This is a genomic window from Rhodococcus sp. FG69, assembly GCF_057808915.1.
Genome location: NZ_JBMDIX010000047.1, coordinates 1 through 25,430, shown reverse-complemented (window position 1 = coordinate 25,430; position 25,430 = coordinate 1). Strand labels below are relative to the sequence as shown.

Genomic DNA, 25,430 nt, shown 5'->3' with positions numbered 1-25,430 from the left:
ATATGATACGACTTCTGGCGTTCGGCACCTTCCTCGCTCTCGTCGCACTGTTGCTCCATCTCAGGTACGTGCGGGCAACGCGGTTGCCCCGCCCGTACTCCATCGCAGCCGATGCCGTGCTCGTCGTGACGTGGATCCTGGCGCTCATCGGCACCGGATCGGGTGAACTGTTCGACCCGAAGTGGTCGCGACTACCAGCGTTCGTAGGGCTCAGCTGGCTCGCAGTGGTCCTGTACCTGGTATTGGGCACCTTGGCGGTAGGGATCGTCACATTCGGCATCCGGCTAGTGATGGCGGCGCGTCGTCGAGAGTCGGTCGCAGTGCGACTACGCGTGACCCGAATCGGTTCTGCCGTGGTCGCAACAGCGTCGGTTGCAGCGGTCGCGTACGGATTGATCGAGGCGGCACATCCGAAAGTCACCGATACCACCGTGGCACTGGACCGGCTACCTACCGAATTCGACGGCACCCGAGTCGCGTTGGTGTCCGATCTGCACGTCGGCCCTGCACGAGGAGCAGGCTTCGTCCAGAAAGTGGTCGACGAGGTCAATGCGCAGTCCCCGGACATCGTTGTCCTGGACGGCGACCTGATCGACGGCACCGTCGAACTCGTAGGATCCGATCTGGCGCCGCTCGCGGAACTGTCCGCTCCACTCGGTGTATTCGCGGTCAGTGGCAATCACGAATTCTATGCCGGAGACGGCGGCGAATGGCTCGACCTCATTCAGACTCTCGGCGTGACGGTGTTGCGGAACGAACTTCAGCCCGTCACCATCTCGGGTGCGACCATCGATATCGCAGGAATCAACGACGCAACGGCTCCGGCACCCTACGAGCCGAATCTGGCGGCGGCACTGGACGGCCGCGACCCCGACAGATTCGTCATGCTGCTGGCGCATCAACCGTTGCAGGCGTTCGAAGCCTCCGATTTGGGTGTCGACTTCCAGATGTCGGGTCACACCCATGCCGGTCAGATGTGGCCGCTGCGGTACCTCGTCCCTCTCCAACAGCCCAGCATCGAAGGCCTCGACACCGTCGGTGAGACAGCGCTCTACACAACCAGGGGTGCGGGTGCGTGGGGACCACCGGTGCGAGTTGCAGCACCGCCGGAAATTGCGATGCTGCAACTCGTTTCGAGCTAGTTCGAGCGATGAACGCCCTTCGGGTCAGGCGAACGACTCGATGGGCGGGCACGAGCACACGAGGTTTCGATCTCCGTGCGCGCCGTCGATTCTCCTGACCGCGGGCCACACCTTGGCGCGGCCGCTCACAGCCTCCGGATACACAGCCTCTTCGCGCGAGTAGGGATGACTCCACTCGCCGACGAGGCACCGAGCTGTGTGCGGTGCTCCACGCAGTGGATTGTCCGTTGCAGGCCACTCCCCCGTGCCCACTCGATCGATCTCCGCACGGATGGCGATCATGGCGTCGCAGAACGCGTCGATCTCGTCGAGGTCTTCGCTCTCGGTGGGCTCGACCATCAGTGTTCCAGCGACCGGGAAGCTCATGGTAGGAGCATGAAAGCCGTAGTCGGCCAAACGTTTTGCGACATCGTCGACGGTAACGCCGGTCGCTTTGGTCAGCCCACGGAGATCGAGAATGCACTCGTGTGCAACCATTCCGTTGTCTCCGGTGTACAGGACCGGGAAGTGCTCGTCGAGCCTGCGGGCGATGTAGTTGGCCGACGCAATTGCCGTGAGCGTAGCGCGCCGAAGTCCTTCAGCGCCCATCATCCGCACGTACGCCCAGGTGATCGACAGGATCGACGCGCTCCCGAACGGCGCTGCCGCCACCGGGGCGCCGCCACCGAGGTCCGGTCGCAGTGGGTGGCCGGGTAGATACGGCGCGAGGTGCGACCGGACGCCGACCGGACCGACGCCAGGTCCACCACCACCGTGCGGGATGCAGAACGTCTTGTGCAGGTTCAGATGGCTGACGTCGCCGCCGAAACGACCCGGCCGCGCAAGACCGACAAGGGCATTGAGGTTTGCTCCGTCGATGTAGACCTGGCCACCGGCGTCGTGGACCGCAGCGCAGATGTCGTCGATTTCGTGCTCGTACACCCCGTGGGTGGACGGGTAGGTGATCATGATCGCGGCGAGCGTCGTCCTGTGCTGCTCGATCTTGGCGCGGAGATCGTCGACGTCCACATCGCCGTTCGCCCGGCAGCTCACCACGACGACTTTCATGCCCGCCATCACCGCCGAGGCCGCGTTGGTTCCGTGCGCGCTCGACGGGATCAGGCAGATCTCGCGATGAGACTCTCCTCGATCCCGGTGATAGCTACGGATCGCGAGAAGTCCGGCGTATTCGCCCTGGCTGCCCGCATTCGGTTGCAGGCTGACGGCGTCGTAACCCGTGATGTCGACGAGCCACTTCTCGACGTCGGCTATGAGCGAACGGATACCGACTGTGTCACTGTCGGGAGCGAACGGGTGCAATCGCGCAAAGCCGGGCCACGTGATCGATTCCATTTCGGCTGTGGCGTTGAGCTTCATCGTGCACGAACCGAGTGGGATCATGCTGCGATCGAGCGCAATATCCTTGTCCGACAGTGTTCTGAGGTACCTCAGCATCGACGTTTCCGTGCGGTGGCGGGTAAAGGCCGGATGAGTGAGAAACTCCGACGTGCGGACCAGGGCGTCGGGAATCGAGGACGCCCGGTCCACGGTGGAGTGCTTCGCACCGAATGCGGCCAGCACTGCCTCGATGTGCGCCGGTGTCGTGGCTTCGTCGCATGCGACGCCGACCCTGTCGTCGTCGACGAGTCGTAGGTTGATCCCTGTCTGCTTCGCGGCGTCGACCACGGTCCGTGCACGTCCGGGAACGACGGCGGTGATGGTGTCGAAGAAGGCCTCACCGGCCAGCTCGACACCTGCTTCCCGTAGACCACGCGCGAGGGATCGCGCATGCCCGTTGACCTGTTGGGCAATTGCACGTAAACCGGAGCTTCCGTGGTAACTCGCATACATCGCAGCAACGATCGCCAAAAGCACCTGAGCCGTGCAGATGTTGGAGGTGGCCTTCTCCCGTCGGATGTGCTGTTCTCTGGTCTGCAGCGCCAATCGATAGGCAAGGTCGCCGTCGGCGTCCACCGACACTCCGACCAAGCGCCCCGGGAGTTGGCGTGCATGTGCCGACCGAACTGCCAGATAGCCGGCGTGTGGGCCGCCGTACCCCATGGGTACGCCGAACCGCTGAGTGGTGCCGAAGCAGACGTCTGCGCCGAGTTCACCCGGTGGCGTCGTGATCGTCAACGCCAGCAGATCGGCCCCGACGGCAGCGAGCGCCCCACGCTCATGCGCTTGTTCGATCATGCGGCGGTGGTCGACCAGGATTCCCGAAGAGCCAGGGAATTGAGCCAGGACACCGAAGAAGTCACCGTCAGGCATACCCTGGGCCACATCGTGTCGGACCAACTCGATCCCCAGCGGCTCCGCCCGGGTCTCGAGGACTGCGAATGTCTGTGGAAAGACGTCGGTGTCCACGACGAACCTGGGCGAGGTAGAGCTGCGGTTGGCGCGACGTAGGAGCGTCATCGCTTCGGCTGCCGCAGACGCCTCGTCGAGCATCGAGGCGTTTGCGACGTCCATGGCGGTGAGATCGGACACCATCGTCTGAAAGTTCAGCAACGCCTCGAGACGGCCCTGGCTGATCTCCGGCTGGTAGGGCGTGTACGCGGTGTACCACGCGGGATTCTCGAGTATTCCCCTGGTGAGGACCGGCGGAGTCAGGGTGTCGTAGTAACCGAGACCGATCATCGACGTCGCGACGGTGTTCTGTGATGCGAGATCGGCCAGTTCGGCGAGTGCGTCGTGTTCACCGATCGGTTGTGGGAGGACGTCGAGCCCATCGGAGATGCCGTCGTCGGAGGTGTCGAGAATCGACGCGGGTACAGCACGCGTAGCCAATTCCTCGAGGGAAGCTACTCCGACGGTATCGAGGATCCGCACCAATTCCTGGCGATCGGGGCCGATATGGCGATCGGAAAAGGACGGGCGAGAGGTCTGCTCGGTCACGGGCACTCCAGTGGCTTCATGCTGACGGCGGTGGTACGACCGCGCGTATGTGCGGCCGCCCTCCCCCTCTGTCGCATGCTCACCGAAACGAGCGCCTGAGAGATTCACGTCCTACGACCGAAGCGGCCGCACGAGCTTTCCCCTTGGGCGGATGGGTGATCCCATCACTTTCCAGAGTCGTCGAAGCTCACACGGTCCGTGTGCCTGAGAGATTGACGGGGAGGTATTGCTCCTTCGGCGTCCGGAACTGGCGGTCCCGGAACTCTCCCGCGCAAGCGCGACTGACTCGAATCTTAGCCGGTCTTGCGGCTGGCGCGAGTCTTGCGCCGCGAAGCCAACTCGTCCTCGGGGCTCGCTTCTGCTTCCCCACCATCGGCGCGCTCCGCGGGGAAGTCGGCAATGAGTCCTGTGAGCTCGCGCATCGCGCCGTTGACCGCGATGCCGAACACACCCTGCCCACCCTGCAACAGATCCACGACCTCTTCGGCCGACGTGCACTCGTACACCGTCGTACCGTCCGAGAACAATGTGATGTTGGCCAGATCGCCCACACCTCGTTGACGAAGATGGTCGACCGCGACGCGAATGTTCTGCAGAGAGATACCGGTGTCGAGCAATCGCTTGACAATTTTCAGTACGAGCATGTCTTTGAAGGAGTACAGGCGCTGACTACCCGATCCTGCTGCCCCGCGAATGGACGGGACCACCAGACCGGTGCGAGCCCAGTAGTCCAACTGGCGATAGGTGATACCTGCGATCTGGCACGCACTGGGAACGCGGTAGCCGACCAGCTCGTCCGGAATGGAGTCGTCTGGGAACAACCCCGGCTGGAAGTCTCCGACCGGAGTCGCAACAGCGCTCGAATCCGAGGCGCTGACCGCGGCCTCATCGGACGGAGTCTCATCCCCCACCGTGAGACTCGCCTCCGGTGCAGCTGTCGCTGAACTCTGGTGGCGCTCCTGCGGCTGATCTCCCACTGACTGCTCCCTCTTCGGATGTCTCGACACTGCGTTCGGAACGAGTGACCTCGGTCCCGTCGAGACGGATCCCGACGTACTGCCGCGTGAAGTTCCACTCCGCGTACCAGGCAAAGACTACGCCCACCCGCGGATCGGCGACATACGATCACCGAAGGCGTGCTTCACAACCGGAACGCTATGGGTCGTTCGATTCGAAATCAACGCAACGCGCCGTAAACCTGAACCTAAAGTTGAGGTTGAGACTCTTCCGTTACCAAGTAGAGGCGTTCAGCCGTCGGTGGCCTTGAAATCGTCCGGAGACACCGACTCGAGGAACTCCTTGAACTTCTCGACCTCGTCCTCTCGCTCGTCCGGCATCAGAAGCCCCGCCTCGGCCAAGACCGGCTCCTCCGCGATGATCGGCACACCCGCTCGCAACGCGATGGCTATCGAATCCGACGGACGCGCGGAGACTCTGATGTCCTTGTCGAACACCAAGTCCGCGTAGAAAGTGCCCTCTTGCAGATCGACGATCCGAACCTCTTTGAGGCGATGGCCGAGCGCGCTGATCAGTTCTTTGATCAGATCGTGCGTCAGAGGTCGCGCCGGTTGGACGCCCTGCTGTTCCAGGGCGATGGCCGCCGCCTCCGTCTGGCCGATCCAGATCGGCAGGTAACGCTCACCGTCCGACTCGCGAAGAAGCAGCACTGGTTGGTTCTGTGGCTGCTCGACACGAATGCCGACTACGCGCATTTCACTCACGGTGACTGCCTCCCACATGCGTTGAAGATCGGGCCACAGGTCCGAAACGACTCGACTGCAGCCGATTCTATTGGAATCGGCGACCACACGGAGTCACCGATTTTCGGGCGGTGGAGTCACCGGTCCAGCGCGCCACGGACTGCAGCTTTGACGAGACAGGTGTGCAAGGTGAGAGACAGCGCCGCGAGTTCGCGGATCATCTCCTCGGCTCGGTCGCGAGCGCCGGCGTCGCGGCCTTTTGCAACCGGACCCGCGATCTGCGCGACCAACCCGGCCTCGCGGTCCGCGGCGAGCTTGAACGCCCGAAGATGCCGTACCTCGAGTCCGAATTGGGACATCGCATACGCGGTCCGCGCCAGTACGACTGATCCTTCGTCGTAGAAGCCAGCTTGGCCCGGGACGATCAATCCGGCGCGAAGAAGTTCGGTCATGAAGGTGTCGTCGATACCTGCGCGCTCCATGAGGTCGGACTTACTGATCCGAACTTCACGGTCGGCCAGGAACTCCTCGGGGGAGACTTCGCCTGGCGCCACCGACAGCGTCCGAGGCCTGCGCGGTGACGGATCGGCGCTTTCGACGCGCGCCACTCCGCTGTCGATGGCCTCCAGCTGTTCTTTGATCACCTTCAGCGGAAGGTATTGATCTCGCTGCGCTGTGAGGACAAACCGCAAACGCTCGCAATCCGAGACCGAAAAGCGTCGGTACCCCGACGGCGTTCTCTCGGGCGAGATCAATCCCTCGGCTTCGAGAAATCTGATTTTCGAGATGGTTACATCAGGAAAGTCGGGTCTGAGCCGATCCAGGACGGAGCCTATCGACATCCCCCCGGGAGACTGCTGCCCGACGGCGGTCACTGGCTTCCTGCACCTGCAGACGATTCGCCGACCTGCGAGCCGGCTCCACCGCGTGGGCCGGTGAGGAACACGAGGCGGAACTTGCCGATCTGCACCTCGTCGCCGTTGGCGAGGACTGCCGAATCGACAGGCTCGCGGTTGACATACGTGCCGTTGAGGCTGCCGACGTCGACGACCTGGAACTCGTCCTCGTCCTGGCGGAACTCTGCATGCCGACGGCTCACGGTCACGTCGTCGAGGAAGATGTCACTGTCGGGATGACGCCCAGCAGAAGTGGTCGGCTGGTCGAGAAGGAACCGGGATCCGGCGTTCGGTCCTCGCTTCACCACGAGAAGTGCCGACCCGACCGGCAAGCCTTCCACGCCCGACACCGGAGCCTCGGTGGACTGACTCGTTGCCGAGTTGTCCAGCTCCTGGAGGAAGTCCGCACGGAACACCGAAGTGGTCTCCGCCGGCGACTCTCCGTAGATGCCGTCGTTGTCGTTCTCGCTCACCGTTTCTCCTTCTCAGTCCGATCGCCCGGGCTTGGTACCACCCGAGTTACGCAGTAGCTAACTTGCACGTTCTTCAGTTGTTCCGGACCTGCGCCACGTCGCCGACCTGTTCGGCCTCGGCGACTGTCGCATCATTGACCGTACCTTGCGCACGGACCCACGTGTAGACGCTTCCCCCGGCCCGTCAGTGAAGTTACGCGGCCGTAATTCCAGCATATCCGTCGGCGTCGAGCATCTGTGCCATCGACGCGTCCAGGGACTCCCCCGACGCGACCTCCAGCTCAACCAGCCATCCGTCCGTGTACGGTCCCGAGTTCACTTTCTCCGGCGCGGTGTCCAGATCTGCATTGACGGCAATCACTTTCGCTGTCAACGGTGAAAACACGTCGGACACACTCTTTGTCGATTCGACTTCTCCCAGCGAAGCGCCGGCGCTCACTTCGTCACCCACTGCGGGCAGCTGGACGAACACGACGTCACCGAGCTGCTCCTGTGCGTAGTCGGTGATGCCGATGCGGACCGTTGTTGGTCCGAGTCGCTGTACCCATTCGTGCTCAGGCGTGTACAGCAAGTCGCCCGATGGCTCGGTGTCGCTCAATTCGGCTGTCCTTTCACAAGTGGCAGCTCGTCCGTTCGAGGCAGAGCTAGTTTCCGGGCTGAGAGTATTGACGCGAGCGTGCTTCTCGCAAGGCGGACACTTCGACCTGCGGTGATTGTGACACCTCGCACCGGCCGCCGAACCGCGAGACCGTGTCGACCACGCCGCCTGGGATATCGAGCGCAGCTGCCAGAGTAGCCGGGTCGCCGATGGCGGTGTACACGAACGGCTCCGTCATCTCGCGCCCGTCGATGATCACCGACCCGGCTTTGCCTGCAATCCACGACTCCACACCGATTCGAACCGGATCTGCACCGACACCCGCTATCTCGATTGCCTCAGCGCCGGCAGCCCTCAGTTCTTGCAGGGCATCGAGCAGGACCTCCGATCCGACACCAGCGCGGGGGTCCGTCACCGTGACGATCACTCCCGGCCCTGTCGCCGGTACGGTACCGACCTGAATGGCGAGTGACTCGAGTCGCTCACGTGCTTCCGTCAAAGCAGCACCAGAACCGCCGTCGGATTGTTCGAGCGCCGCCAGGGTGTCCTCCAGTTCCGAGATCTCGGCACGCAGCGCAGCCTCACGACGCCCAACGTTGTCCAGAACGACGAGCAGATCAGCCGGTCTCGCCGTGTCGAGTGTGTCGCCGCTCGTGTTCTCCCGTACCTGTACGACGAGCACGAAGCCCAACACCACCATCAGGAGAATTGTGAGGGCTCCGAAGATGGTCGATTTCGATCGACTACGGCCACGAATGTGATGCTTGCCTTCGGTCGTCATCTCGATTCACGCACCGAGCAGACGTCGCCGCAGTGCGGCCGCATTGCCGAAGATTCGAATTCCGAGCACCACCACGATTGCCGTCGAGAGCTGCGTCCCTACACCGAGTTGGTCGCCGAGCCACACGATGAGTGCCGCGACGAGAACATTGAACACGAAGGAAACCACGAAGACCTTCGCGTCGAAGATCCCGTCGAGATACGCGCGTGCGCCGCCGAAGACGGCGTCGAGCGCCGCGACGACGGCGATGGGAAGGTAGGGCGCGACGCCGACCGGCACCTGAGGACCGGACACGGTACCCAGTGCAATTCCCACACCCAGCGCGATGACCGCAAGAAGTACGAGACCCCGTCCGCGACGAGAGGGCGATGTCGCGGATGGGTGGTCCTCGGGCCGCACTTCGTGTTGATTCTCTGTCACGGTTCACCTATCTGCGTCGCTGATCGAACTGTACGCACCGACGACGCCGGCACCTCGAGAGCTTCCGCGGCAGCCACGTCGAAGCCTATGTCGTACAACTGCTCCAGCCCTGACATCCTCAGATAGGCATCGCTGACGGAGAACTGGGCCTGCATCCGGTTCAGCGGACCGATAGCCGAGATCGTGTAGGGCGAGAAGACCGGCCGGTTGTCGACCAACATCGCTCCGCCGGCCTGTCGAATCGTGACCCCTGGCCCGATCCGAATATCGTTGACCGACACAGCTTCTGCTCCGCAGACCCACAACGAATTGACGACGGCCTGCAGGTCGCGGTCCAGAACCGCCGCTTCGGACGATCTACGCGCGTTCTTCGACACGTCGGACAGATCGGACGGCGTCGGCGGTTCGGAGACCGTCACCACGATACCGGGACCCGCTCCGCGCTCGGCGCCTGCCGCAGCTTCGAGTTGCTCGAGCGAGGACAACACCGAAACGCCACCGGAATCGTCTTGCAGCGCTGCAGCACGAGCAGCCTGCACTTCCTCCAGAAGCGAGTTTCGATCGGCTTCCAACGACGCAGCCCTGCTGTCGGCATCACGGACTCGGATCAAGGTGTCGCTGCCACTCTGATTCGACAAGCCCGCAGCCTGAGCCAACGCGACACCGAAGACGCAACCGACCAGTACGACGCCGAGAATCAGGACCACCGCATCGAAACGGCCCTGGGGCTTCGAGCGTGTCGCCGACGCCTCTGCGTAGCCGGGATCGAGGTGGTCGGTCACCAGCGAACGAAGCAGGGACGGAACGGGGTTTCGTGCGACCGGATCAGCCATCGCGTGGTACTTCGGTGTGTCGCGGTGGGACGCTGCGCGCGACGAGCAGTGCCTTGTAGGAATACAGAACGCCGGTCCACACGTACAGAACCGTGCCCCACACCAACAGCGCATAACCGATCGGCGAGAACACGTCGGCTACGGCGGACTCACCTGTCGATGCCAGAAGTACCGGAAGCGCGACCATGATGACGAACGTCGCGGCTTTACCCAGATAGATGACCTCGGGCGGTGGCAAACCACGGCGCCGATAGATCAGCATCGTTGCAGCCAGCACGAGGTCACGCCCGACGAGGATGAGTGCGACCCACCAGGGAATGATGCCTCTGATCACGAACGCTGCGAGCGTGGACACAACGGACAGCCGGTCCACCAGTGGATCGAGCACGGCGCCGAGTCGAGACGACTGGTCGAGAACGCGAGCAAGCTTTCCGTCGAGCCAGTCGGTCGCCCCGCTCGCGAGAAGTACCGCCAGTGCCAATCCGTCGGCCCGAGGACCGAGAAGCAGATAGAGAAAAAGTGGGATCAGGAGCAATCGAACGGCGCTGAGCACGTTCGGGATGGTAAGAACCCGGTCGCTGAGAACGCGGTCGCCGATCGGCGGGCTGGTGCCGTCGGCGGCGGGTGAGCTCACAGCGTCCGCCTCGATCCTGTACTGAGCAGCGTCGCCGGCCGAGCTGCGGTGTCGTTGCGGCGCCGTCGCGTGATCATCTCCACGTGGTCATCTCCATGCGAACACCGGCTGTTCGAAGTCTGCCACACGTGTATGGCGCCGATGCAGGACGACTTCGCGGAACTGGTGCACGATCGCACCCGTCGGAGCGTGGACGAGCGAATCACGGAAGGGCCACTGCACGACCGGCCGGTCCGACTGGACGATCGAGACGAACCTCGCGTCGACGTCGAGCTCTGCGACGTCGACCTCATAGACGACGTCCACCTCACCGGCATTCGGGACCATCGTGTCCAGAGTGTCTCCTACCCACACGACGAACGGAGTGATGGTGTAGCCGGATCGAGTCCGGTAGTCGTCGAGTCGTCCGAGAATGTCGGACTCCGATGCGACGAGACCGAGTTCTTCCTCGAGCTCGCGCAGACAGGCATGCTCGACGGTCTCTCCCGGATCGACGCGACCGCCGGGAAGTGCGAACTGGCCCGGGTGTGCGCGCATGCGAGACAGACGCTTCGTCAGCAGCATTCGGCGGTCGTAGTCCGAGCCGCCGATCGCCACTGCCACCGCAGCGGCACGGGTCTCTCCAACCTCGTCACAGTGCGGGACGAAGTCGGTGAAGGCCGCACTGATCTCGGCACGTTCGAGTCGGCTGTCCCGATCACCAGTCATACGGACGAGCGTAAGGGGGGCGATCGATCTACGACGCGGCGGACAGTACGACGACCGGTATGACCCTTGTCGTCTTCTTCTCGTAGTCGGCGAATCCGGAGTACAGATCCGCCTGTTTCGCATACAACACGTCGCGGGCATCTCCCGTGACTTCCTCCGCGACGACGTCGATGGTGTCGTCGCCGACTTCGATGGTGGCTCGCGGATCTGCCCTGAGATTGTGGTACCACGCGGGGTTCGTGTCCGCTCCCGCCTTGGACGCGAAGATGACGTAGCGGTCGTCGTCTGGGAGGTACATCAGCGGACTGGTACGCCGCGCGCCTGACTTGGCGCCGGTGGTGTGCAACAACAGCAACGGCGCTCCCTCGAAGGGTCCACCGACCTTCCCGTGATTTGCCCGAAATTCTGCGATGACCTGCTCGTTGAAATCTGGCATCGACTCTCCTGACCTCGCGCCGTCGCGTCGACTCCTCACCCTACTATCGGCCGCGGGTTGCATCACGGAATCGGAGAGCCGGCAGCTGGCATGTTCGCGCGGACAGCCGCGCCCTCACCGAAGGACGACCTTCGGCGGACGTCTCTGAGATACTCGGATGGGTTGGAATTTTCGAGGTGCTCCGAATGCGCCGGATGGTGATGGAGGCGCTGTGTTCCGATCTCGAGACGAGAGGCAGAGCGAGTCTGCTCGAAAGTATTTGGACTACTCGGCAGTCTCGCCCGCACTCGAAAATGCTGCCGCAGTCACCGCGCGTGCACTCGACTTTCCCGTTGCGCTGGTCAACATTCTCGACGATAGAAACCAATACACCTTAGTTTCGTACGGGGTGGACGTTGCTGGAATGCACGTCGTCCCGCTGTCCGAATCTGCGTGCCGAGCCGTGGTCGACTCCGGTCGGCCGATCGTCGTACAGGATGTCGATCAGGGCGGGGAGTCCTACGGTAGTACAACCACATCCACCGCATGCCCGACCGCCGCACTTATTGCAGCACTGAACAATTCGGGGTTGTGCGCGTATGCATCGATCCCGCTGTTCGATCGCGAAGTGACCGAATGAGACATTCGCTGCAGTCCCGCCCGCTACGCGCACCTTCCAGCGAATGCGCGCGTTGCAACCCGCGCCCCGGCTGCAACCTGCGCGCTCGGCAACCCAAGTGACCGAATGAGACATTCGGTCTGGTAGCGGCGCAAACCCGAACTGTCGGCACCGTCGTCTACTCTCCTAGCGACGTCGACCGGAAGGTGCTCGGATGCCCAGTCGTTCAAGCTCGCCAGCAAAGTCCAGCCAGTTCGTGTCTCGTTCGGTGGTGCCCCCGTTCCTGCTCGAGCGCATCGCCCAGCATGCGGCTCCTAGTTCTGGGCAGGGCGTTGCTGTCGACCACGCGTCGTCGAGTGCTGCGCGCACGCTCGCCATCGACCGTGAACTCGTGCGCGGCCGTATCGACGCACCCAAGCCGACCGCAATTGCCGGCCGGGCGGCAACTGGCGGACCACAGCGATCGATCCACGACGCCGAGAACGATCGAGTGCTGCCGGGACGACTGGTCCGTGCCGAGGGAAGGCCCTCTTCAGGTGATGTCTCTGTCGACGAGGCCTATGAGGGACTCGGTGTCACCTTCGAATTTTTCCGGGACGTATACGGGCGCAACAGTCTCGACGGCGGTGGCCTGCCGCTCGACGCAACCGTGCACTACGACCGTGACTACGACAACGCGTTCTGGGACGGCGAGCGCATGGTGTTCGGCGACGGAGACGGAGAGGTGTTCGGACGATTCACCGCGTCCCTCAGCGTCATTGCTCACGAGTTGGCGCACGGATTCACCCAATATGCGTCCGGGCTCGAGTACTCGGGCCAGTCGGGGGCACTCAACGAATCACTGTCGGATGTGTTCGGGGTTCTCGTCGAACAATTCGCGCTCGGGCAGAATGCCGACGACGCATCATGGCTGGTCGGTCAAGGTCTGTTTCTCCCAGCAGTGCAGGGCCGCGCGCTCCGGTCGATGATCGAACCAGGGTCCGCATACGACGACGACGTGCTGGGACGGGATCCGCAACCAGCCGATATGGACGCCTACGTCGAAACCAGATCCGACAACGGCGGAGTGCATATCAATTCGGGAATCCCCAACCGCGCGTTCGCTTCGGCCGCGATCGAGCTCGGTGGACCTGCCTGGGACAGAGCTGGACAGGTGTGGTTCGACGTGGCAACCGATTCCGCACTCTCACCGACGATCGACTTCGACGGTTTCGCGGCGGCGACCGTCGCGGCCGCAGCGAATCGCTTCGGCTACGAGTCCGACGTTCGACGCGCGGTGTCTATGGGCTGGTCTACGGTGGGTGTAGCGGTAGACGACCATGAGGCTTCGGATTCGACTACTCGGCGGGTATGAACCAAGTCATACAGCCCAGGAACACTAAGGACGCGGCGATGTTCATCGAGGTGATTCGAGTGGGCGGTGTTGCGGGGCTGACGAAGAGGGCTCAGATCGATACCGACGCGATCGCTGACGAGGCGTCGGTCCGCGAGTGGCGTCAGCTCGTCGAACAGGCCAGACCTCTCCTGCTGTCGCAGTCGACTGCGCAGTCGTCACCGACTCGTGAACGCGACGCGTTCGTCTGGACCGTCTCGGTCGACGACACGACGTGTCAGCTCGGCGATTCATCGATCACGGGCGCACTCCGCGACCTTGCACAGCGCACGCTGCGCGAAGGCCGGCGACCATGACGACAATCCCCAGTGTCCTGTGTGTCCATGCTCACCCGGACGACGAGGCACTGTTCACCGGCGGGATTCTTGCGCGGAGCGCCGAGGCTGGCGCTCGGACAGCTGTCATCACCTGCACGTGGCGCGAGGGCGATATCCGCGTCGAGGAACTCCGGCGGTCCCTGTCTGTGCTGGGTGCTGGAAAGCCACGCCTGCTCGGGTACACCGACAATGCATTCGACGGCGGAGTTCTGTTCGGCATGTCGCCGTTCGACGAAGCAGTCGGCAAAGTGGTCGCACACATCCGTGAATTTCGACCCGACGTCGTCGTCACCTACGATGCGTTCGGGGCTTACGGTCACCCCGACCACATCCACGCACATCGCGTCACCCTCGCCGCTTTCGAAGCGTCGCCGTTCGCGCAGCTCTTTCCCGAGGCGGGCGAGCCGTGGCAGCCGAGCCATCTGTGCCAAGCGACTATTCCTCGCAGCACGATCGAGGCCAAATGGGAGACTCTGTTCGGCTATTCGGCACCCCCGCCCGGGCCCGGGGTCCCCGGAGTTCCGGACGAGGACGTGGATCTAGCGATCGACGTCGGACGGTGGTACGACCAGAAGTGGTCGGCGTTCGCCCAGCACGAGTCGGAGATCGCGCGCGGTGGCGGAGCAACTCGAATCGCGAAAATGTCCGAGGAGGACCGTCGGGAAATCCTCGCGACCGAGTGGTTCCTTCATCGTGATCATCATGGGCTGAGCCGAGTCAGTGAAGATCCGTTCCTACCTCGTTGAGCACCACACCAAGACCCGAGCCAAACGAAATTTACTGTAGCGCTACATATTTCGTTTCGAGATACTCTTCGATGCCTTCGGACCCACCCTCTCGCCCGAAGCCGGATTCCTTGACGCCACCGAAGGGGGCCGCGGCGTCGGAAATGGCTCCTCTGTTGACTCCCACCATGCCCGAATCGAGTGCGGCCGACACCCTCATCGCACGGTCCAGATCACGGGTGTAGAAGTAGCTGACCAACCCGTACACCGTGTCGTTCGCAGCTGAGACGGCCTCATCTTCCGTGTCGAAGCCGATGATCGCTGCCACTGGTCCGAAAATCTCGTCTCGGACCAGATTGGCATGTGGCGGAACCTCGTCCAGTACGGTCGGGGCGTAGAAGAACCCCTTCCCCGCCGGTGCGTGTCCCCCGGTTCGTACGCGAGCGCCCTTGGTCACAGCGTCGTCGACGAGGGCGCTGACCGTGGCCAACTGTTTCGCGTTGATCAGCGGACCGATGTCGGTGCCGTCCACGTCACCAGGTCCTACCGACAGGGCCTCGATTCGGGACGTCAACTTGCTGGTGAACTCTTCACGCACGTGGTTGTGCACATACAACCTGTTTGCTGCCGTACATGCTTCACCGCCGTTCCGCATTTTGGCGAGCATCGCTCCGTCGACGGCCGCATCGATGTCGGCGTCGTCGAACACGATGAACGGAGCGTTACCGCCGAGCTCCATCGACGTGCGAAGTAACCGGTCTGCGGCACTGCGAACCAACATCTTGCCGACTCGGGTGGAACCGGTGAAGGTGATCTTGCGCAGCCGATCGTCCTGCATCAGTGGATCGCTCACAGTCGCGGCGTCGGACGTCGGAAGAATCGACAACACACCGGAAGGCAGTCCCGCATCGACGAATACCTGCCCCAGAAGCAGCATCGTCAGCGGTGTGTCTTCCGCAGGTTTGACGAGAACGGTGCATCCGGCAGCAAGAGCGGGTCCGATCTTGCGGGTGCCCATTGCCAGTGGGAAGTTCCACGGAGTGACCGCAAGGACCGGCCCGACAGGCACTTTCGTGACCAGAATTCGTCCGTTGCCTGCGGGCGCCGCAGTGAATCGGCCGCCGATTCGGACAGCCTCTTCACCGAACCAGCGCAGAAATTCGGCGCCGTACACCACTTCGCCACGACTCTCCTGGATGGATTTACCCATCTCCAGCGTCATCAGCAAGGCAAATTCCTCGGAGCGTGCGCGGAGCAGTTCGAAAGCCCGCCGCAGGATCTCGCCGCGTTCACGTGCGGGGGTTGCAGCCCACGACGCCTGGACTGCTGACGCTGCGTCCAGCGCCTCGATCGCGTCGGAACTCGTCGCGTCGGCGACGGTTGCAAGCTGTTCACCGGTTGCAGGATTCAGCACCGCGAAACGCTCGCCGGTAGACGCAGCCGTCTGCTTTCCGCCGATCCAGATGTCGGTGGGAACGGAGGTGAGCAACTGCCCGGCACGTGCCATCTCAGTTCTCCCTGGCTACGGTTCGGATGGACTCTTGCAGGATGTCGAGTGCCTCGTCCAGGAGTTCGTCGGGGATCACCAGCGGCGGGAGCAGCCGGATCACGTTTCCGTACGTCCCACACGTCAGAACGATGACACCTGCCTCGAGAGCGAGTGCAGCAACGGCCTTCGTGGCATCGGGGTTCGGTTCACGCCCATCAGGCTTCACCATCTCGATAGCAAGCATTGCTCCCCGTCCGCGGACCTCACCGATAATGCCGACCTCGTCGGCGAGCGCGTCCAACCGCGATCTGACGGTGTGTTCGATTTCGCGAGCTCGCGCGTTCAGGTCGAGGGTCTGCATCTGACCGATCGACGCCAACGCCGCTGCGCATGCCACAGGGTTACCTCCGTAGGTACCGCCGAGGCCGCCTGGGTGGACGGCGTCGATGAGATCGGCTCGACCTGTCACTGCCGCCAGCGGCATGCCTCCAGCGATGCCCTTGGCCATCGTGATCAGGTCGGGGACGACGCCTTCGTGTTCACTGGCGAACCAGGCGCCGGTACGGGTGAAGCCCGCCTGGACTTCGTCTGCGATGAACACGACGCCGTTGGCCGTGGCCCACTCTGCGAGTGCGGGCAGAAATCCCTCGGCGGGAACGATGAAGCCGCCTTCGCCCTGGATCGGTTCGATCAAGATTGCGGCTACGTTTTCAGCGCCGACCTGCTTGTCGATGACCGAAATCGCGCGGGCGGCTGCCTGCGCACCCGTGATCGACGATCCGTCTGGGTTCAGACCCTCTCGGAAGGGATAGGACATCGGTGCTCGGTAGACCTCTGGGGCGAACGGTCCGAAACCGTGCTTGTACGGCATCGACTTGGAAGTGAGCGCCATCGTCAGGTTCGTCCGACCGTGGTACGCATGATCGAACACGACGACGGCGTCTCTACCGGTCGCGTGACGAGCGATCTTCACGGCATTCTCGACTGCCTCGGCGCCGCTGTTGAACAGCACGCTCCGCTTTGCGTGGTCTCCCGGCGTCAGTTCGGCCAGCTTCTCGGCTACCGCGATGTAGCCCTCGTAGGGCGCGATCATGAAGCACGTGTGAGTGAAGTGCGTGACCTGATCTTGCACTGCGGAAACAACCGCGGCGTTCGACGCGCCGACCGTTGTCACCGCGATGCCGGCACCGAAGTCGATCAGCGAGTTGCCGTCGACGTCGACGACTACACCCCCGTCCGCGTCGGCTACGTATACCGGCAGTGTCGAGGCAACACCGGCGCCGACAACCGCCTTGCGTCGCTCGGCGAGGGCGGTGGAACGCGGTCCAGGGAAATCGGTCACGACTCGCCGCTCCTGAGGAAGCCGATACTCGAATCTCGTCATGTGCCCACGTCCTCTCGAAAAGATGATTGCATCGAGTATGCGACCGATCGGTCGCCCCGCTGACCTGACACTTCGTACAAGATCAGGCAGTCCGCAGCACCATTTCGGCAGATCGGACTAGTCTCGACTCTCGTGACCGTTCAAATCTCGTGGTTGTTGAGTCAGAAGGAGCTGTGTCTGTCGCGACGAGGTGCACGGACCGCACACCCTGCTCCTGTCACTTTCGTCCACGCAACCGAGCTCACCGACCCGAGCCCATGGTTGTCGGGAGGGGAGCTCATCCTTACTACGGGCCTCGGCTTGTCCGACGACTCCGACGAACTCCGCTCGTACATCGACCGCCTTCGTGGCGTAGGGGTGTCGTGCCTCGGCTTCGGAATCGGACTGTCGCACAGCGTCGTTCCCGATGCTCTCGTCGAGCGCGCCGACGAGGTAGGCCTCGAAGTTCTGGAGGTCCCCTTCGAAATCCCGTTCGCTGCGATCGTCCGCACGGTCATGAACAAGATCGCCGAGCAGGAATACGAAGAGGTCCTGCAGGCCGCGAAGGTACAGAACCGAATTACACGGGCGGCGTTGCACGGCGGCGTGGATGCCATCGTCAAAGAACTTGCGACCTCGACAGCGACCACCGTCGCATATGTCGGTCGCCGCACGAGCGCGCTGTATCCACCCTCCGAACAGGCGTTTCTCGACGAGGTTCGACAACTTGTGGCCGCGCGCGGGCGATCCGGAACCGCCGCGTCCATCTCGGTCAGCGAACCCGGACGAAGTGTGACCGTACAGTCGGTCGGGCTGTCCCCTGCGTCGTCCGGTCACGTGGCAATGACGTCGACCGGCCCGATCAGCAGTGTGAATCGAATACTGCTAGGACACGCAGTATCACTCGTCACCTTGGAATTGGAACAGCCGGCACGCTCGAGAGTCGAGCGGTCGACGTTGCACGCCCTCGCGCTCGCCTCGATGTTCGACACCCGCTTCGACCAGCAACCCGTGCCGACCGTGTTGAACGATGCAGCAGGAGTGGACGGCCTCGTACGAGCACTGGTACTACGCTCCGCCACAACGCAAGACACGATTCGCCATCTCGACGGGTTACTCTTCCGCGCCGGACGCGGCCTGTACGCGCATGTCGACGGAGATGTGGTGACCGTACTTCTGCGCGGGGACGACGCCTCGTCTTGGGTCGACGCACAGCTGCCCGACGACCCAACCCTCCGAGCCGGATTGAGCATGGCGCACTCGCTTCCCGATATTCGGAAAGCGGCTATGCAGGCACGGATGGCTCTCGGGATGGCCGGCTCGAAGCGCTCCGAACGGCTCGTCGAGTTCGGCAATGCACGCGCTTCGGTAGTGCTGCGCTCCGCACCCGCCAGGGAGGCATTCCTCACCCTTGCAACCTCGACGGTGGACGTCCTCGCGGCCCACGACCGGGAAAACGGAGTCGAACTATTGGATTCGTTGCGCTGCTACTTGGCAGCGCACGGGCATTGGGAGGGGGCCGCTGCACACCTCGGTATCCACCGACACACGTTGCGCGGGCGTATCGCTCGCGTGCAAGAATTGCTCGACGTGGACCTGACTGACGCCCGCGTACGCGCCGAGCTGCTGCTCACCATTCTCGTGTCCGACGGACGCTGACCCGTCCGCCGGGTCACACTCACCGCGTGGCGGTTTCGGTGAACGACACCTCCGCGCCCCTCAGCGCCGGCGCCCCCGCCGATGTCACCCATGAGGGAACGTCCCCCGGTGATGTTCCTGTCGCCTCGCCGTAGATCACGGCCAACGTGTCACGCTCGAAATCCGAACCCTCGTAGCTGGCCGGAGCAGCCTGGCCGGTACCGGTGTCGGCGCCGGGCAGAATCGAGTACTGCGGTGCCGGAAGCTCCGGGATGTCCTGCCGCCCCGGGTTTCTCGACGGTACCTGGTAGGACCCGTCGTTGGCAGAACCAGCAGGATACTGCGGGAAGAACTCCCCCGCTGCGGTATCTGCCGGCGTGTAGCAACGCGGACCACGATCGTCGAACAGCCGTGGCTCGTCCTGATTGGGAAGGTATCGTCCCCTCGGATTGACGATGGGCATGTTCACATTGATACCTGAATACTCGTCGCCGACGCCGATAACGGCCTGCGCACGCTCGACGATGGGCACGAACTGACTGAACGTACATCCGAACGCCGGCGAGTACTGAGCCAGCAGCTCCAATGCCTCTCGTGAATCGGCGGAGATCCGAATCAGGTTGTTCGCGTTGGCTTCCAGGAAGTCCGCCGTCGACGCACTCGTCGCGGTCAGCGACGAGATCAACGTATCGACCGCAGGACGCTGCTCGACCAACGTGTTGCCCGTGACCGTCAGATTGTCCAGCGCGTCGATCAGTTGCGGACCGGCATCTGCGTACGTCTGCGAGAAGTCGGCAAGACCGCGCAGGTCTTCCTGAATGTTCGGCAGTTCGGTGTTCAGACCCTTGAAGATGTTCTCCAGCCGATCGATCGTCATGCCGAGTTCTTGTCCACGACCGGACAAGCCCTGCGCCAACGCGCCGAGGGTGCTCGCCAGATCCTGCGGCGGGATCGCCTCGAGCAACGGCAGCAGGTTGTCCAGTAGCTGCCCGACCTCGATCGCGCTTCCGCTGGTGTCCTGCCGGAGGACGGTGCCGTCGGTGATCGGCGACGCGGTGTCGTTCTCGGGAATCATCAGTGCCACATACCGTTCGCCGAACAGAGTCTTCGGCAGCAACCGAGCGGTGGTGTTCGACGGAATAAGCTCTGCCTTGTCCGGATCGATCGCCAGTTTCGCGGTGACGACGCCGTCGACCGAGGTCGCGGATCTGACCTCGCCCACGATCAGACCACGCACTTTCACATCGGCGTTCGACGGCAATGCATTCCCGACGGAATCGGTCACCAGATCTATACCGACGACCTCGTCGAAAGTCTTCATGTACGAGGTGACCGACCACCCCACGAACAGGATGATCATCGCGAACAGCATCAAGCCGAGCAACCTTCGCTTCACCGCGGACGGTGAGTGGATCACAGGGTGCCGCTCGGGAGCAGAGTCCACTCGGACACGACTGTTACAGCGAACGAGGGAGAATCGATCATGGGTCGAACATTAATGTAACCGTCGGTAACGCAATGAATCGAAGACCGGTTATCTACGTCACATGTCGCCGGTCAGGAGATCCAGGCCACCATACCCCTGGTACGAAACAGCACTCAAAGGCTTCCGGTCTCGGAATTCGGGCGCGTCTCGTCGGGGGGCAGGAAAGGCAATTCAGCGGCTGTGTCCGCTACGACAGGGGTCGACTGCGAAGATTCTGCCTTCTCTTCGCCCAGATGGAGGGTGTCGAGTGCACGCGGGACAATCCACAATGCGAGTGCGCCGAACAGAACGAGCACGTTCCCCCACTGCAGGACCATTGCCGCGCTGTCGAGGTCGATGATGCGGTCAAGCGCCTGGATGTTCATGACAAATCCGTGCACCACCACGAGTACCCAGAGTCGTCGGTACTTGTAGTAAACCCAGACCGCCGCTGCACCCCACAGTGCAGCCCACACGAACCCGCCGCCGCCGAAGTAGAGATACAGCGATCCGCGCATTGCGCCGGCAAGGATCATGATCCACCCGATGGGTATCCGTCCGACCAGCAGTAGGACCGGTACCGCCGCGAGGAGCGGTTCTTCTCTCAATCCGGCCGACACGGCGGCCACGACCGCCAACGTGGGCGACTCGACCACTGCCGGAACCGACAAGTCGAATCGTGCCAGCCCGAGCCGGTCGAGCATCAGGGCACATGCCGAGGATGCAGCAATTGCCGCGCACCACGCGATAGCCGCATCTGCAGCGCTACCACTGCGGCCGGGTAGGACCGTCGTCAGAACGCGCCGGCGCAGAAGCGACACCGAGAGGACCGCCACGACGCCCACCGCGAACTGAAGCGTCAACGCAACGAGGTCCGCCACCTGATCACCCGTGGTGAGCTCGGGAGCGGGCGCATCCGGATTCCGCAACCTCCAGAACGATCCCAGAATGCTGATCGAGTACAGGCCCAACCATGCGCACGCGAGCGCAAGCACGAGCACGCCCGTCCCGAGCGTGCTGGGTCGGTAGGACAGGTCTGGTCGCCCCCATATGTGGGTTTCGTTGGACACCGACCACCTCGTTCACTCTTCACCACAACCGAAATCTGTCTACCACGGCAGCGGCCCGCACGTCGTACCCAGCAAATGTGATGCCGAATTCGCCCGCGTGCTCGGCTATTCCGCACCTACACTGACCCGACACCGGAGCGCTCGAGCCAACGCCGGACGCAGGCCAGAGAGGCGCGCAGTGGAGACAGTCGACAAGTCGAGGTCACTCCGCAAGACAGCAGCCATTGCGGTGGCAGTGATCGTCTGTTACGTCGGAGTGCTGATCGCATATGCGATGGCGCATTCGAGTGAACCGACCGACCAGCGTGATCCGGATCCCGATGGCGCCCTCGTGTATCTCGACGTGAGTTCGGTCGCGGGAGCGGATTTTTCGATAGGCGCGCGGGTGTCCGTCTACCCCGGACGCGATCTTGTGGACGACAACGGGTTCCTTGCAACCGACGTGGTCGTCGACGTGACCCCGATAGCCACCGACGATCGACTGGTATTTTCGGCGGGAAGCGCTGTGGGACCGATTGCCGCAACCATCTATGCCGACGGAGATGTCCGTACATGGCCCTTCGACCGGTACACAGCCGATTCTGTGATCGTGCGCGTGTTCGCTCAGACCACAGATGGTCGGGTGTCGATTCCTGCGGAAGTCGTCGTCACCAATTCACTGACCGGTTGGGACGTCGATGCAGGACCGTCCGGTATCCGAAGTGGTGAGGCGTTCGACATCACGGTCAATCGGACCGCCGTGTCGAAAATCTACGATCTTGCAATTTGTCTCGTCCTGGTGGCCTTGCCTGCGTGTGCGCTCTTCGTCTCCGTCACCACGGTGCGCAGTCGGAAGAAGTTCCAACCGCCGATGGTCACGTGGTTCGCCGTCATGTTGTTTGCCGTTCTTCCGATCAGGAATTTGCTCCCCGACGCGCCACCCGTCGGTTCATGGGTGGACTACTCGGTGATCCTCTGGGTGGTACTGGGCCTGGTCACCGCAATGATTCTCTACGTCCGAAGCTGGTGGCGCGACGCACCGTAGTTGTCCGCCGTCCATCGTTGTTCACACACTATTTCGCTCGCAATTCTCCCGCAAGACTTGACTTGTTCAAGAAAAGGGTGTGATATTCCACTCATGCCACCGACGACGGAACACTCGGAGATGCTGCGCGCGGCCTCGCTCCGTGTCACCCGCCCACGATTGGCAGTTCTCGACGCCGTGCTTGCCAACCCGCACGTCGACACCGAAACGGTGTATCGCACCGTGCGCGACACCCTCCCGGTCGTCTCGAGGCAGGCGGTCTACGACGTGCTTGCGGCATTGACCACGGCCGGACTGCTAAGGCGAATCCAGCCGTCCGGCTCGGTAGCCCGCTACGAGTCACGCGTGGGCGACAACCACCATCACCTCGTGTGCCGATCGTGCGGTGCGATCGAGGACGTCGATTGCGCCGTCGGCGAGGCACCGTGTCTCACCGCATCGCAACCGCGCGGTTACACCATCGACGAGGCCGAGGTCGTTTACTGGGGCACGTGCCCCCGATGCTCGGTCCCCTAAGAGTTCGCGACTTCAGGTCGTGATCAGTCCGATCCGCCAGCCCCGGAAGGAATCTCGTGTCCGAAGACCACACCACTCGCGAAAAAGATATGAACGAGGATCAGCCCCAGGACGGTGGCAAGTGTCCCGTTGCGCACAACTCCATGCCCTTCCCAGCAGAGGGCGGCAGCAACCGTGACTGGTGGCCGAAGAGTCTGAACCTGCGGATTCTGAAGAAGAATCCGGCCGTCGGAAATCCAATGGAAGAGGACTTCGACTACGCGGCCGAGTTCAAGACCCTCGACCTTGCAGCGGTGAAGGCCGATATCGAAGCCCTCATGACCGACTCGCAGCCGTGGTGGCCAGCCGACTTCGGGCACTACGGCCCGTTCTTCATTCGTATGGCGTGGCACTCCGCAGGCACCTACCGAATCCAGGACGGACGCGGCGGCGCGGGTGCGGGCATGCAGCGCTTTGCGCCCCTGAACAGCTGGCCCGACAATGCAAGCCTCGACAAGGCACGCCGGCTGATCTGGCCGATCAAGAAGAAGTACGGCAAGAAGCTGTCGTGGGCCGACCTGATCATTCTGACCGGAAACGTCGCGATCGAGTCGATGGGCCTTCCGACCTACGGTTTCGCCGGCGGTCGTGTCGACGTCTGGGAGCCCGAAGAGGACGTGTACTGGGGCCCCGAACAGACCTGGCTCGGCGACGAGCGCTACACCGGGGATCGTGACCTCGAGAACCCTCTCGCCGCAGTCCAGATGGGTTTGATCTACGTCAACCCGGAAGGCCCCAACGGTCAGCCGGACCCGGCGCGGTCAGCCATCGACATCCGTGACACCTTCGGCAAGATGGCCATGAACGACATCGAAACCGCCGCTCTCGCGATCGGCGGTCATACCTTCGGAAAGGTGCACGGGGCAGCAGATCCCGAGCCGCACATCGGACCAGAGCCCGAGGGCGCGCCGATCGAGCAGATGGGTCTCGGCTGGAAGAACAGTTACGGCACCGGCGTCGGCGCCGACGCGATCACCAGTGGCCTCGAAGGCACCTGGACGCCGACTCCGACGAAGTGGGACAACACCTTCCTCGAAACTCTCTACGGCTACGAGTGGGAGGTTCACAAGGGACCGGGCGGCGCGTGGCAGTGGCGACCGACCGGTGGCGCAGCAACGGATCTCGTCCCGGACCCGGCGGACCCGAACAAGCGCCACGCACCGATGATGCTGACCAGCGACATGGCGATGCGTGTCGATCCCATCTACGAGCAGATCACTCGTCGCTGGCTCGATCACCCGGAGGAGCTCGCCGAGGAGTTCTCGAAGGCATGGTTCAAACTGACGCACCGTGACCTCGGACCCGTTTCGCGGTACCTCGGTCCGGAGGTCCCTTCCGAGACCTTGATCTGGCAGGACCCGATCCCCGCCGTCGATCATGACCTCGTCGGAGACGCGGAGATCGCCGATCTCAAGTCGAAGCTCCTCGACTCGGAACTCTCGAGCGCACAGCTGATCTCGACCGCATGGGCATCGGCGTCGTCCTTCCGCGGCAGCGACAAGCGCGGCGGCGCGAATGGCGGACGTATCCGCCTACAGCCGCAGGCAGGCTGGGAAGTCAACGAACCCGACACACTCGCGCAATCGATCCGCGTGCTCGAGGGTATTCAGGAATCGTTCAACTCCGCGGGTGGAGCGAAGATTTCATTCGCTGATCTCGTCGTGCTCGGCGGGGTTGCAGCTGTCGAGCAGGCTGCCAAGCAGGCCGGCCACGACATCGCCGTACCGTTCACTCCCGGCCGCACCGACGCGACGCAGGATCAGACCGATGTGGAGTCGTTTGCGGCGCTCGAGCCGAACGCCGACGGATTCCGCAACTACATCGGAAAGGGTCAACGACTGCCCGCCGAGTACGCACTGGTCGACCGGGCGAACCTGCTCACCCTCAGCGCACCGGAACTGACCGTGCTCGTCGGCGGACTTCGCGTCCTCGGGGCCAACTTCAACCAGTCGGCGCACGGCGTTCTGACCTCGAATCCAGGTGCGTTGACGAACGACTTCTTCGTCAACCTGCTCGACATGGGAACCGAATGGGCTCCCACCGCGGAGGAGGGCATCTACGAAGGGAAGGATGCCGCAACAGGGGAAGTCAAGTGGTCCGGCACACGGAACGATCTCGTGTTCGGCTCGAACTCCGAGCTGCGCGCTCTCGCAGAGGTGTACGCGTGCGATGACGCCGAGGAGAAGTTCGTCAAGGACTTCGTTGCGGCATGGGACAAGGTCATGATGCTCGACCGCTTCGATCTCACCTGATCCATCTACGACACTTTCGGCGCCGCGCGAGTCCACCTCGCGC

Annotated in this window: 25 protein-coding genes and 1 riboswitch; of the genes, 9 read left to right on the top strand and 16 right to left on the bottom strand. The window is 63.0% G+C overall.

All coding sequences use genetic code 11. The features are described from left to right. Window positions 1-2 precede the first annotated feature (2 nt). Entirely contained in the window at window positions 3-1,142 is a 1,140-nt protein-coding gene (locus ACODSO_RS26065) for a metallophosphoesterase (protein ID WP_489039562.1), read from the top strand. 24 nt (window positions 1,143-1,166) lie between these two features. Here ACODSO_RS26065 and gcvP read toward each other — a convergent pair whose 3' ends face one another. The 12 genes from gcvP to ACODSO_RS26005 all read right to left on the bottom strand — a co-directional run bounded on the left by gcvP (window position 1,167) and on the right by ACODSO_RS26005 (window position 11,498). Continuing rightward, the gene (gcvP, locus tag ACODSO_RS26060) at window positions 1,167-4,025 is read right to left on the bottom strand and encodes an aminomethyl-transferring glycine dehydrogenase (RefSeq protein WP_489039572.1); all 2,859 of its coding nucleotides are present in this window, start codon (window positions 4,023-4,025) and stop codon (window positions 1,167-1,169) included. 176 nt (window positions 4,026-4,201) lie between these two features. Further along, a riboswitch (glycine riboswitch) is annotated at window positions 4,202-4,299 on the bottom strand. A gap of 13 nt (window positions 4,300-4,312) precedes the next feature. Then, window positions 4,313-4,996, bottom strand: a complete 684-nt coding sequence (locus ACODSO_RS26055; protein ID WP_489039561.1) for a MerR family transcriptional regulator — start codon at window positions 4,994-4,996, stop codon at window positions 4,313-4,315. Between the two features lie 270 nt (window positions 4,997-5,266). Next, window positions 5,267-5,740 (bottom strand): bifunctional nuclease family protein, encoded by a 474-nt coding sequence (locus ACODSO_RS26050; protein ID WP_068374407.1) that lies wholly within the window; start codon window positions 5,738-5,740, stop codon window positions 5,267-5,269. A 116-nt stretch (window positions 5,741-5,856) separates the two neighbouring features. Next, the gene (ftsR, locus tag ACODSO_RS26045; protein ID WP_068374348.1) at window positions 5,857-6,594 is read right to left on the bottom strand and encodes a transcriptional regulator FtsR; all 738 of its coding nucleotides are present in this window, start codon (window positions 6,592-6,594) and stop codon (window positions 5,857-5,859) included. Then, window positions 6,591-7,088, bottom strand: a complete 498-nt coding sequence (gene odhI, locus ACODSO_RS26040) for an oxoglutarate dehydrogenase inhibitor Odhl (protein WP_068374352.1) — start codon at window positions 7,086-7,088, stop codon at window positions 6,591-6,593. The genes ftsR and odhI overlap by 4 nt, the downstream gene beginning before the upstream one ends. A gap of 193 nt (window positions 7,089-7,281) precedes the next feature. Then, the gene (gene gcvH, locus ACODSO_RS26035; RefSeq protein ID WP_489039560.1) at window positions 7,282-7,686 is read right to left on the bottom strand and encodes a glycine cleavage system protein GcvH; all 405 of its coding nucleotides are present in this window, start codon (window positions 7,684-7,686) and stop codon (window positions 7,282-7,284) included. A gap of 46 nt (window positions 7,687-7,732) precedes the next feature. Further along, entirely contained in the window at window positions 7,733-8,467 is a 735-nt protein-coding gene (locus tag ACODSO_RS26030; RefSeq protein ID WP_489039559.1) for a DUF881 domain-containing protein, read from the bottom strand. Window positions 8,468-8,473: 6 nt separating this feature from the next. After that, window positions 8,474-8,794, bottom strand: coding sequence for a small basic family protein (locus tag ACODSO_RS26025; protein ID WP_231912516.1), 321 nt, complete (start codon window positions 8,792-8,794; stop codon window positions 8,474-8,476). A gap of 89 nt (window positions 8,795-8,883) precedes the next feature. Continuing rightward, complete coding sequence (locus ACODSO_RS26020; protein ID WP_489039558.1) at window positions 8,884-9,720, bottom strand: DUF881 domain-containing protein; 837 nt, start codon at window positions 9,718-9,720, stop codon at window positions 8,884-8,886. Continuing rightward, window positions 9,713-10,354 (bottom strand): CDP-alcohol phosphatidyltransferase family protein, encoded by a 642-nt coding sequence (locus tag ACODSO_RS26015; protein ID WP_489039557.1) that lies wholly within the window; start codon window positions 10,352-10,354, stop codon window positions 9,713-9,715. The genes ACODSO_RS26020 and ACODSO_RS26015 overlap by 8 nt, the downstream gene beginning before the upstream one ends. An 87-nt stretch (window positions 10,355-10,441) precedes the next feature. Next, window positions 10,442-11,062, bottom strand: coding sequence for an NUDIX domain-containing protein (locus tag ACODSO_RS26010; RefSeq protein WP_489039555.1), 621 nt, complete (start codon window positions 11,060-11,062; stop codon window positions 10,442-10,444). Between the two features lie 28 nt (window positions 11,063-11,090). Next, window positions 11,091-11,498 (bottom strand): nitroreductase family deazaflavin-dependent oxidoreductase, encoded by a 408-nt coding sequence (locus ACODSO_RS26005; RefSeq protein WP_489039554.1) that lies wholly within the window; start codon window positions 11,496-11,498, stop codon window positions 11,091-11,093. Between the two features lie 211 nt (window positions 11,499-11,709). On the opposite strand from ACODSO_RS26005, the gene ACODSO_RS26000 reads away from it, so the two are divergent. From ACODSO_RS26000 to ACODSO_RS25985, 4 genes are all read left to right on the top strand, one after another. Next, window positions 11,710-12,117, top strand: coding sequence for a hypothetical protein (locus ACODSO_RS26000; protein ID WP_489039553.1), 408 nt, complete (start codon window positions 11,710-11,712; stop codon window positions 12,115-12,117). Window positions 12,118-12,310: 193 nt separating this feature from the next. After that, entirely contained in the window at window positions 12,311-13,450 is a 1,140-nt protein-coding gene (locus ACODSO_RS25995; protein WP_489039552.1) for a M4 family metallopeptidase, read from the top strand. 38 nt (window positions 13,451-13,488) lie between these two features. Beyond that, complete coding sequence (locus ACODSO_RS25990; protein ID WP_489039551.1) at window positions 13,489-13,785, top strand: protealysin inhibitor emfourin; 297 nt, start codon at window positions 13,489-13,491, stop codon at window positions 13,783-13,785. Beyond that, on the top strand, window positions 13,782-14,552 hold the full coding sequence (locus ACODSO_RS25985) for a PIG-L family deacetylase (RefSeq protein ID WP_489039550.1): 771 nt from the start codon (window positions 13,782-13,784) through the stop codon (window positions 14,550-14,552). The genes ACODSO_RS25990 and ACODSO_RS25985 overlap by 4 nt, the downstream gene beginning before the upstream one ends. A 31-nt stretch (window positions 14,553-14,583) precedes the next feature. Here ACODSO_RS25985 and ACODSO_RS25980 read toward each other — a convergent pair whose 3' ends face one another. Next, window positions 14,584-16,038: an NAD-dependent succinate-semialdehyde dehydrogenase gene (locus ACODSO_RS25980; protein WP_489039549.1), complete on the bottom strand. Its 1,455-nt coding sequence runs from the start codon at window positions 16,036-16,038 to the stop codon at window positions 14,584-14,586. Between the two features lies 1 nt (window position 16,039). Beyond that, the gene (gene gabT / locus ACODSO_RS25975) at window positions 16,040-17,404 is read right to left on the bottom strand and encodes a 4-aminobutyrate--2-oxoglutarate transaminase (RefSeq protein ID WP_489039548.1); all 1,365 of its coding nucleotides are present in this window, start codon (window positions 17,402-17,404) and stop codon (window positions 16,040-16,042) included. A 132-nt stretch (window positions 17,405-17,536) separates the two neighbouring features. Between gabT and ACODSO_RS25970 the strand changes: the two genes are divergently transcribed. Continuing rightward, window positions 17,537-19,042 (top strand): PucR family transcriptional regulator, encoded by a 1,506-nt coding sequence (locus ACODSO_RS25970; RefSeq protein ID WP_489039547.1) that lies wholly within the window; start codon window positions 17,537-17,539, stop codon window positions 19,040-19,042. A 19-nt stretch (window positions 19,043-19,061) separates the two neighbouring features. On the opposite strand, the gene ACODSO_RS25965 is transcribed toward ACODSO_RS25970, so the two are convergent. Further along, complete coding sequence (locus tag ACODSO_RS25965) at window positions 19,062-20,438, bottom strand: MCE family protein (protein ID WP_489039571.1); 1,377 nt, start codon at window positions 20,436-20,438, stop codon at window positions 19,062-19,064. Window positions 20,439-20,620: 182 nt separating this feature from the next. Further along, window positions 20,621-21,556: a CPBP family intramembrane glutamic endopeptidase gene (locus ACODSO_RS25960; RefSeq protein ID WP_489039546.1), complete on the bottom strand. Its 936-nt coding sequence runs from the start codon at window positions 21,554-21,556 to the stop codon at window positions 20,621-20,623. Window positions 21,557-21,734: 178 nt separating this feature from the next. Between ACODSO_RS25960 and ACODSO_RS25955 the strand changes: the two genes are divergently transcribed. The 3 genes from ACODSO_RS25955 (at window position 21,735) to katG (ending at window position 25,387) form a co-directional block, all read left to right on the top strand. Beyond that, the gene (locus ACODSO_RS25955) at window positions 21,735-22,580 is read left to right on the top strand and encodes a DUF4436 family protein (RefSeq protein ID WP_489039545.1); all 846 of its coding nucleotides are present in this window, start codon (window positions 21,735-21,737) and stop codon (window positions 22,578-22,580) included. A gap of 93 nt (window positions 22,581-22,673) precedes the next feature. Further along, window positions 22,674-23,096: a Fur family transcriptional regulator gene (locus tag ACODSO_RS25950; RefSeq protein WP_068378360.1), complete on the top strand. Its 423-nt coding sequence runs from the start codon at window positions 22,674-22,676 to the stop codon at window positions 23,094-23,096. A gap of 89 nt (window positions 23,097-23,185) precedes the next feature. Continuing rightward, the gene (katG, locus tag ACODSO_RS25945; RefSeq protein WP_489039570.1) at window positions 23,186-25,387 is read left to right on the top strand and encodes a catalase/peroxidase HPI; all 2,202 of its coding nucleotides are present in this window, start codon (window positions 23,186-23,188) and stop codon (window positions 25,385-25,387) included. The last annotated feature ends 43 nt before the right edge of the window (window positions 25,388-25,430 follow it).

Bases quoted from the DNA above. Each gene is read 5' to 3' on its own strand.
- ACODSO_RS26065 (WP_489039562.1), top strand. From the start codon at position 3: ATGATACGACTTCTGGCGTTCGGCACCTTCCTCGCTCTCGTCGCACTG.
- ACODSO_RS26030 (WP_489039559.1), bottom strand. From the start codon at position 8,467: ATGACGACCGAAGGCAAGCATCACATTCGTGGCCGTAGTCGATCGAAA.
- ACODSO_RS26020 (WP_489039558.1), bottom strand. From the start codon at position 9,720: ATGGCTGATCCGGTCGCACGAAACCCCGTTCCGTCCCTGCTTCGTTCG.
- ACODSO_RS26010 (WP_489039555.1), bottom strand. From the start codon at position 11,062: ATGACTGGTGATCGGGACAGCCGACTCGAACGTGCCGAGATCAGTGCG.
- ACODSO_RS26005 (WP_489039554.1), bottom strand. From the start codon at position 11,498: ATGCCAGATTTCAACGAGCAGGTCATCGCAGAATTTCGGGCAAATCAC.
- ACODSO_RS25995 (WP_489039552.1), top strand. From the start codon at position 12,311: ATGCCCAGTCGTTCAAGCTCGCCAGCAAAGTCCAGCCAGTTCGTGTCT.
- ACODSO_RS25990 (WP_489039551.1), top strand. From the start codon at position 13,489: ATGTTCATCGAGGTGATTCGAGTGGGCGGTGTTGCGGGGCTGACGAAG.
- ACODSO_RS25985 (WP_489039550.1), top strand. From the start codon at position 13,782: ATGACGACAATCCCCAGTGTCCTGTGTGTCCATGCTCACCCGGACGAC.
- ACODSO_RS25980 (WP_489039549.1), bottom strand. From the start codon at position 16,038: ATGGCACGTGCCGGGCAGTTGCTCACCTCCGTTCCCACCGACATCTGG.
- gabT (WP_489039548.1), bottom strand. From the start codon at position 17,404: ATGACGAGATTCGAGTATCGGCTTCCTCAGGAGCGGCGAGTCGTGACC.
- ACODSO_RS25950 (WP_068378360.1), top strand. From the start codon at position 22,674: ATGCCACCGACGACGGAACACTCGGAGATGCTGCGCGCGGCCTCGCTC.
- katG (WP_489039570.1), top strand. From the start codon at position 23,186: ATGAACGAGGATCAGCCCCAGGACGGTGGCAAGTGTCCCGTTGCGCAC.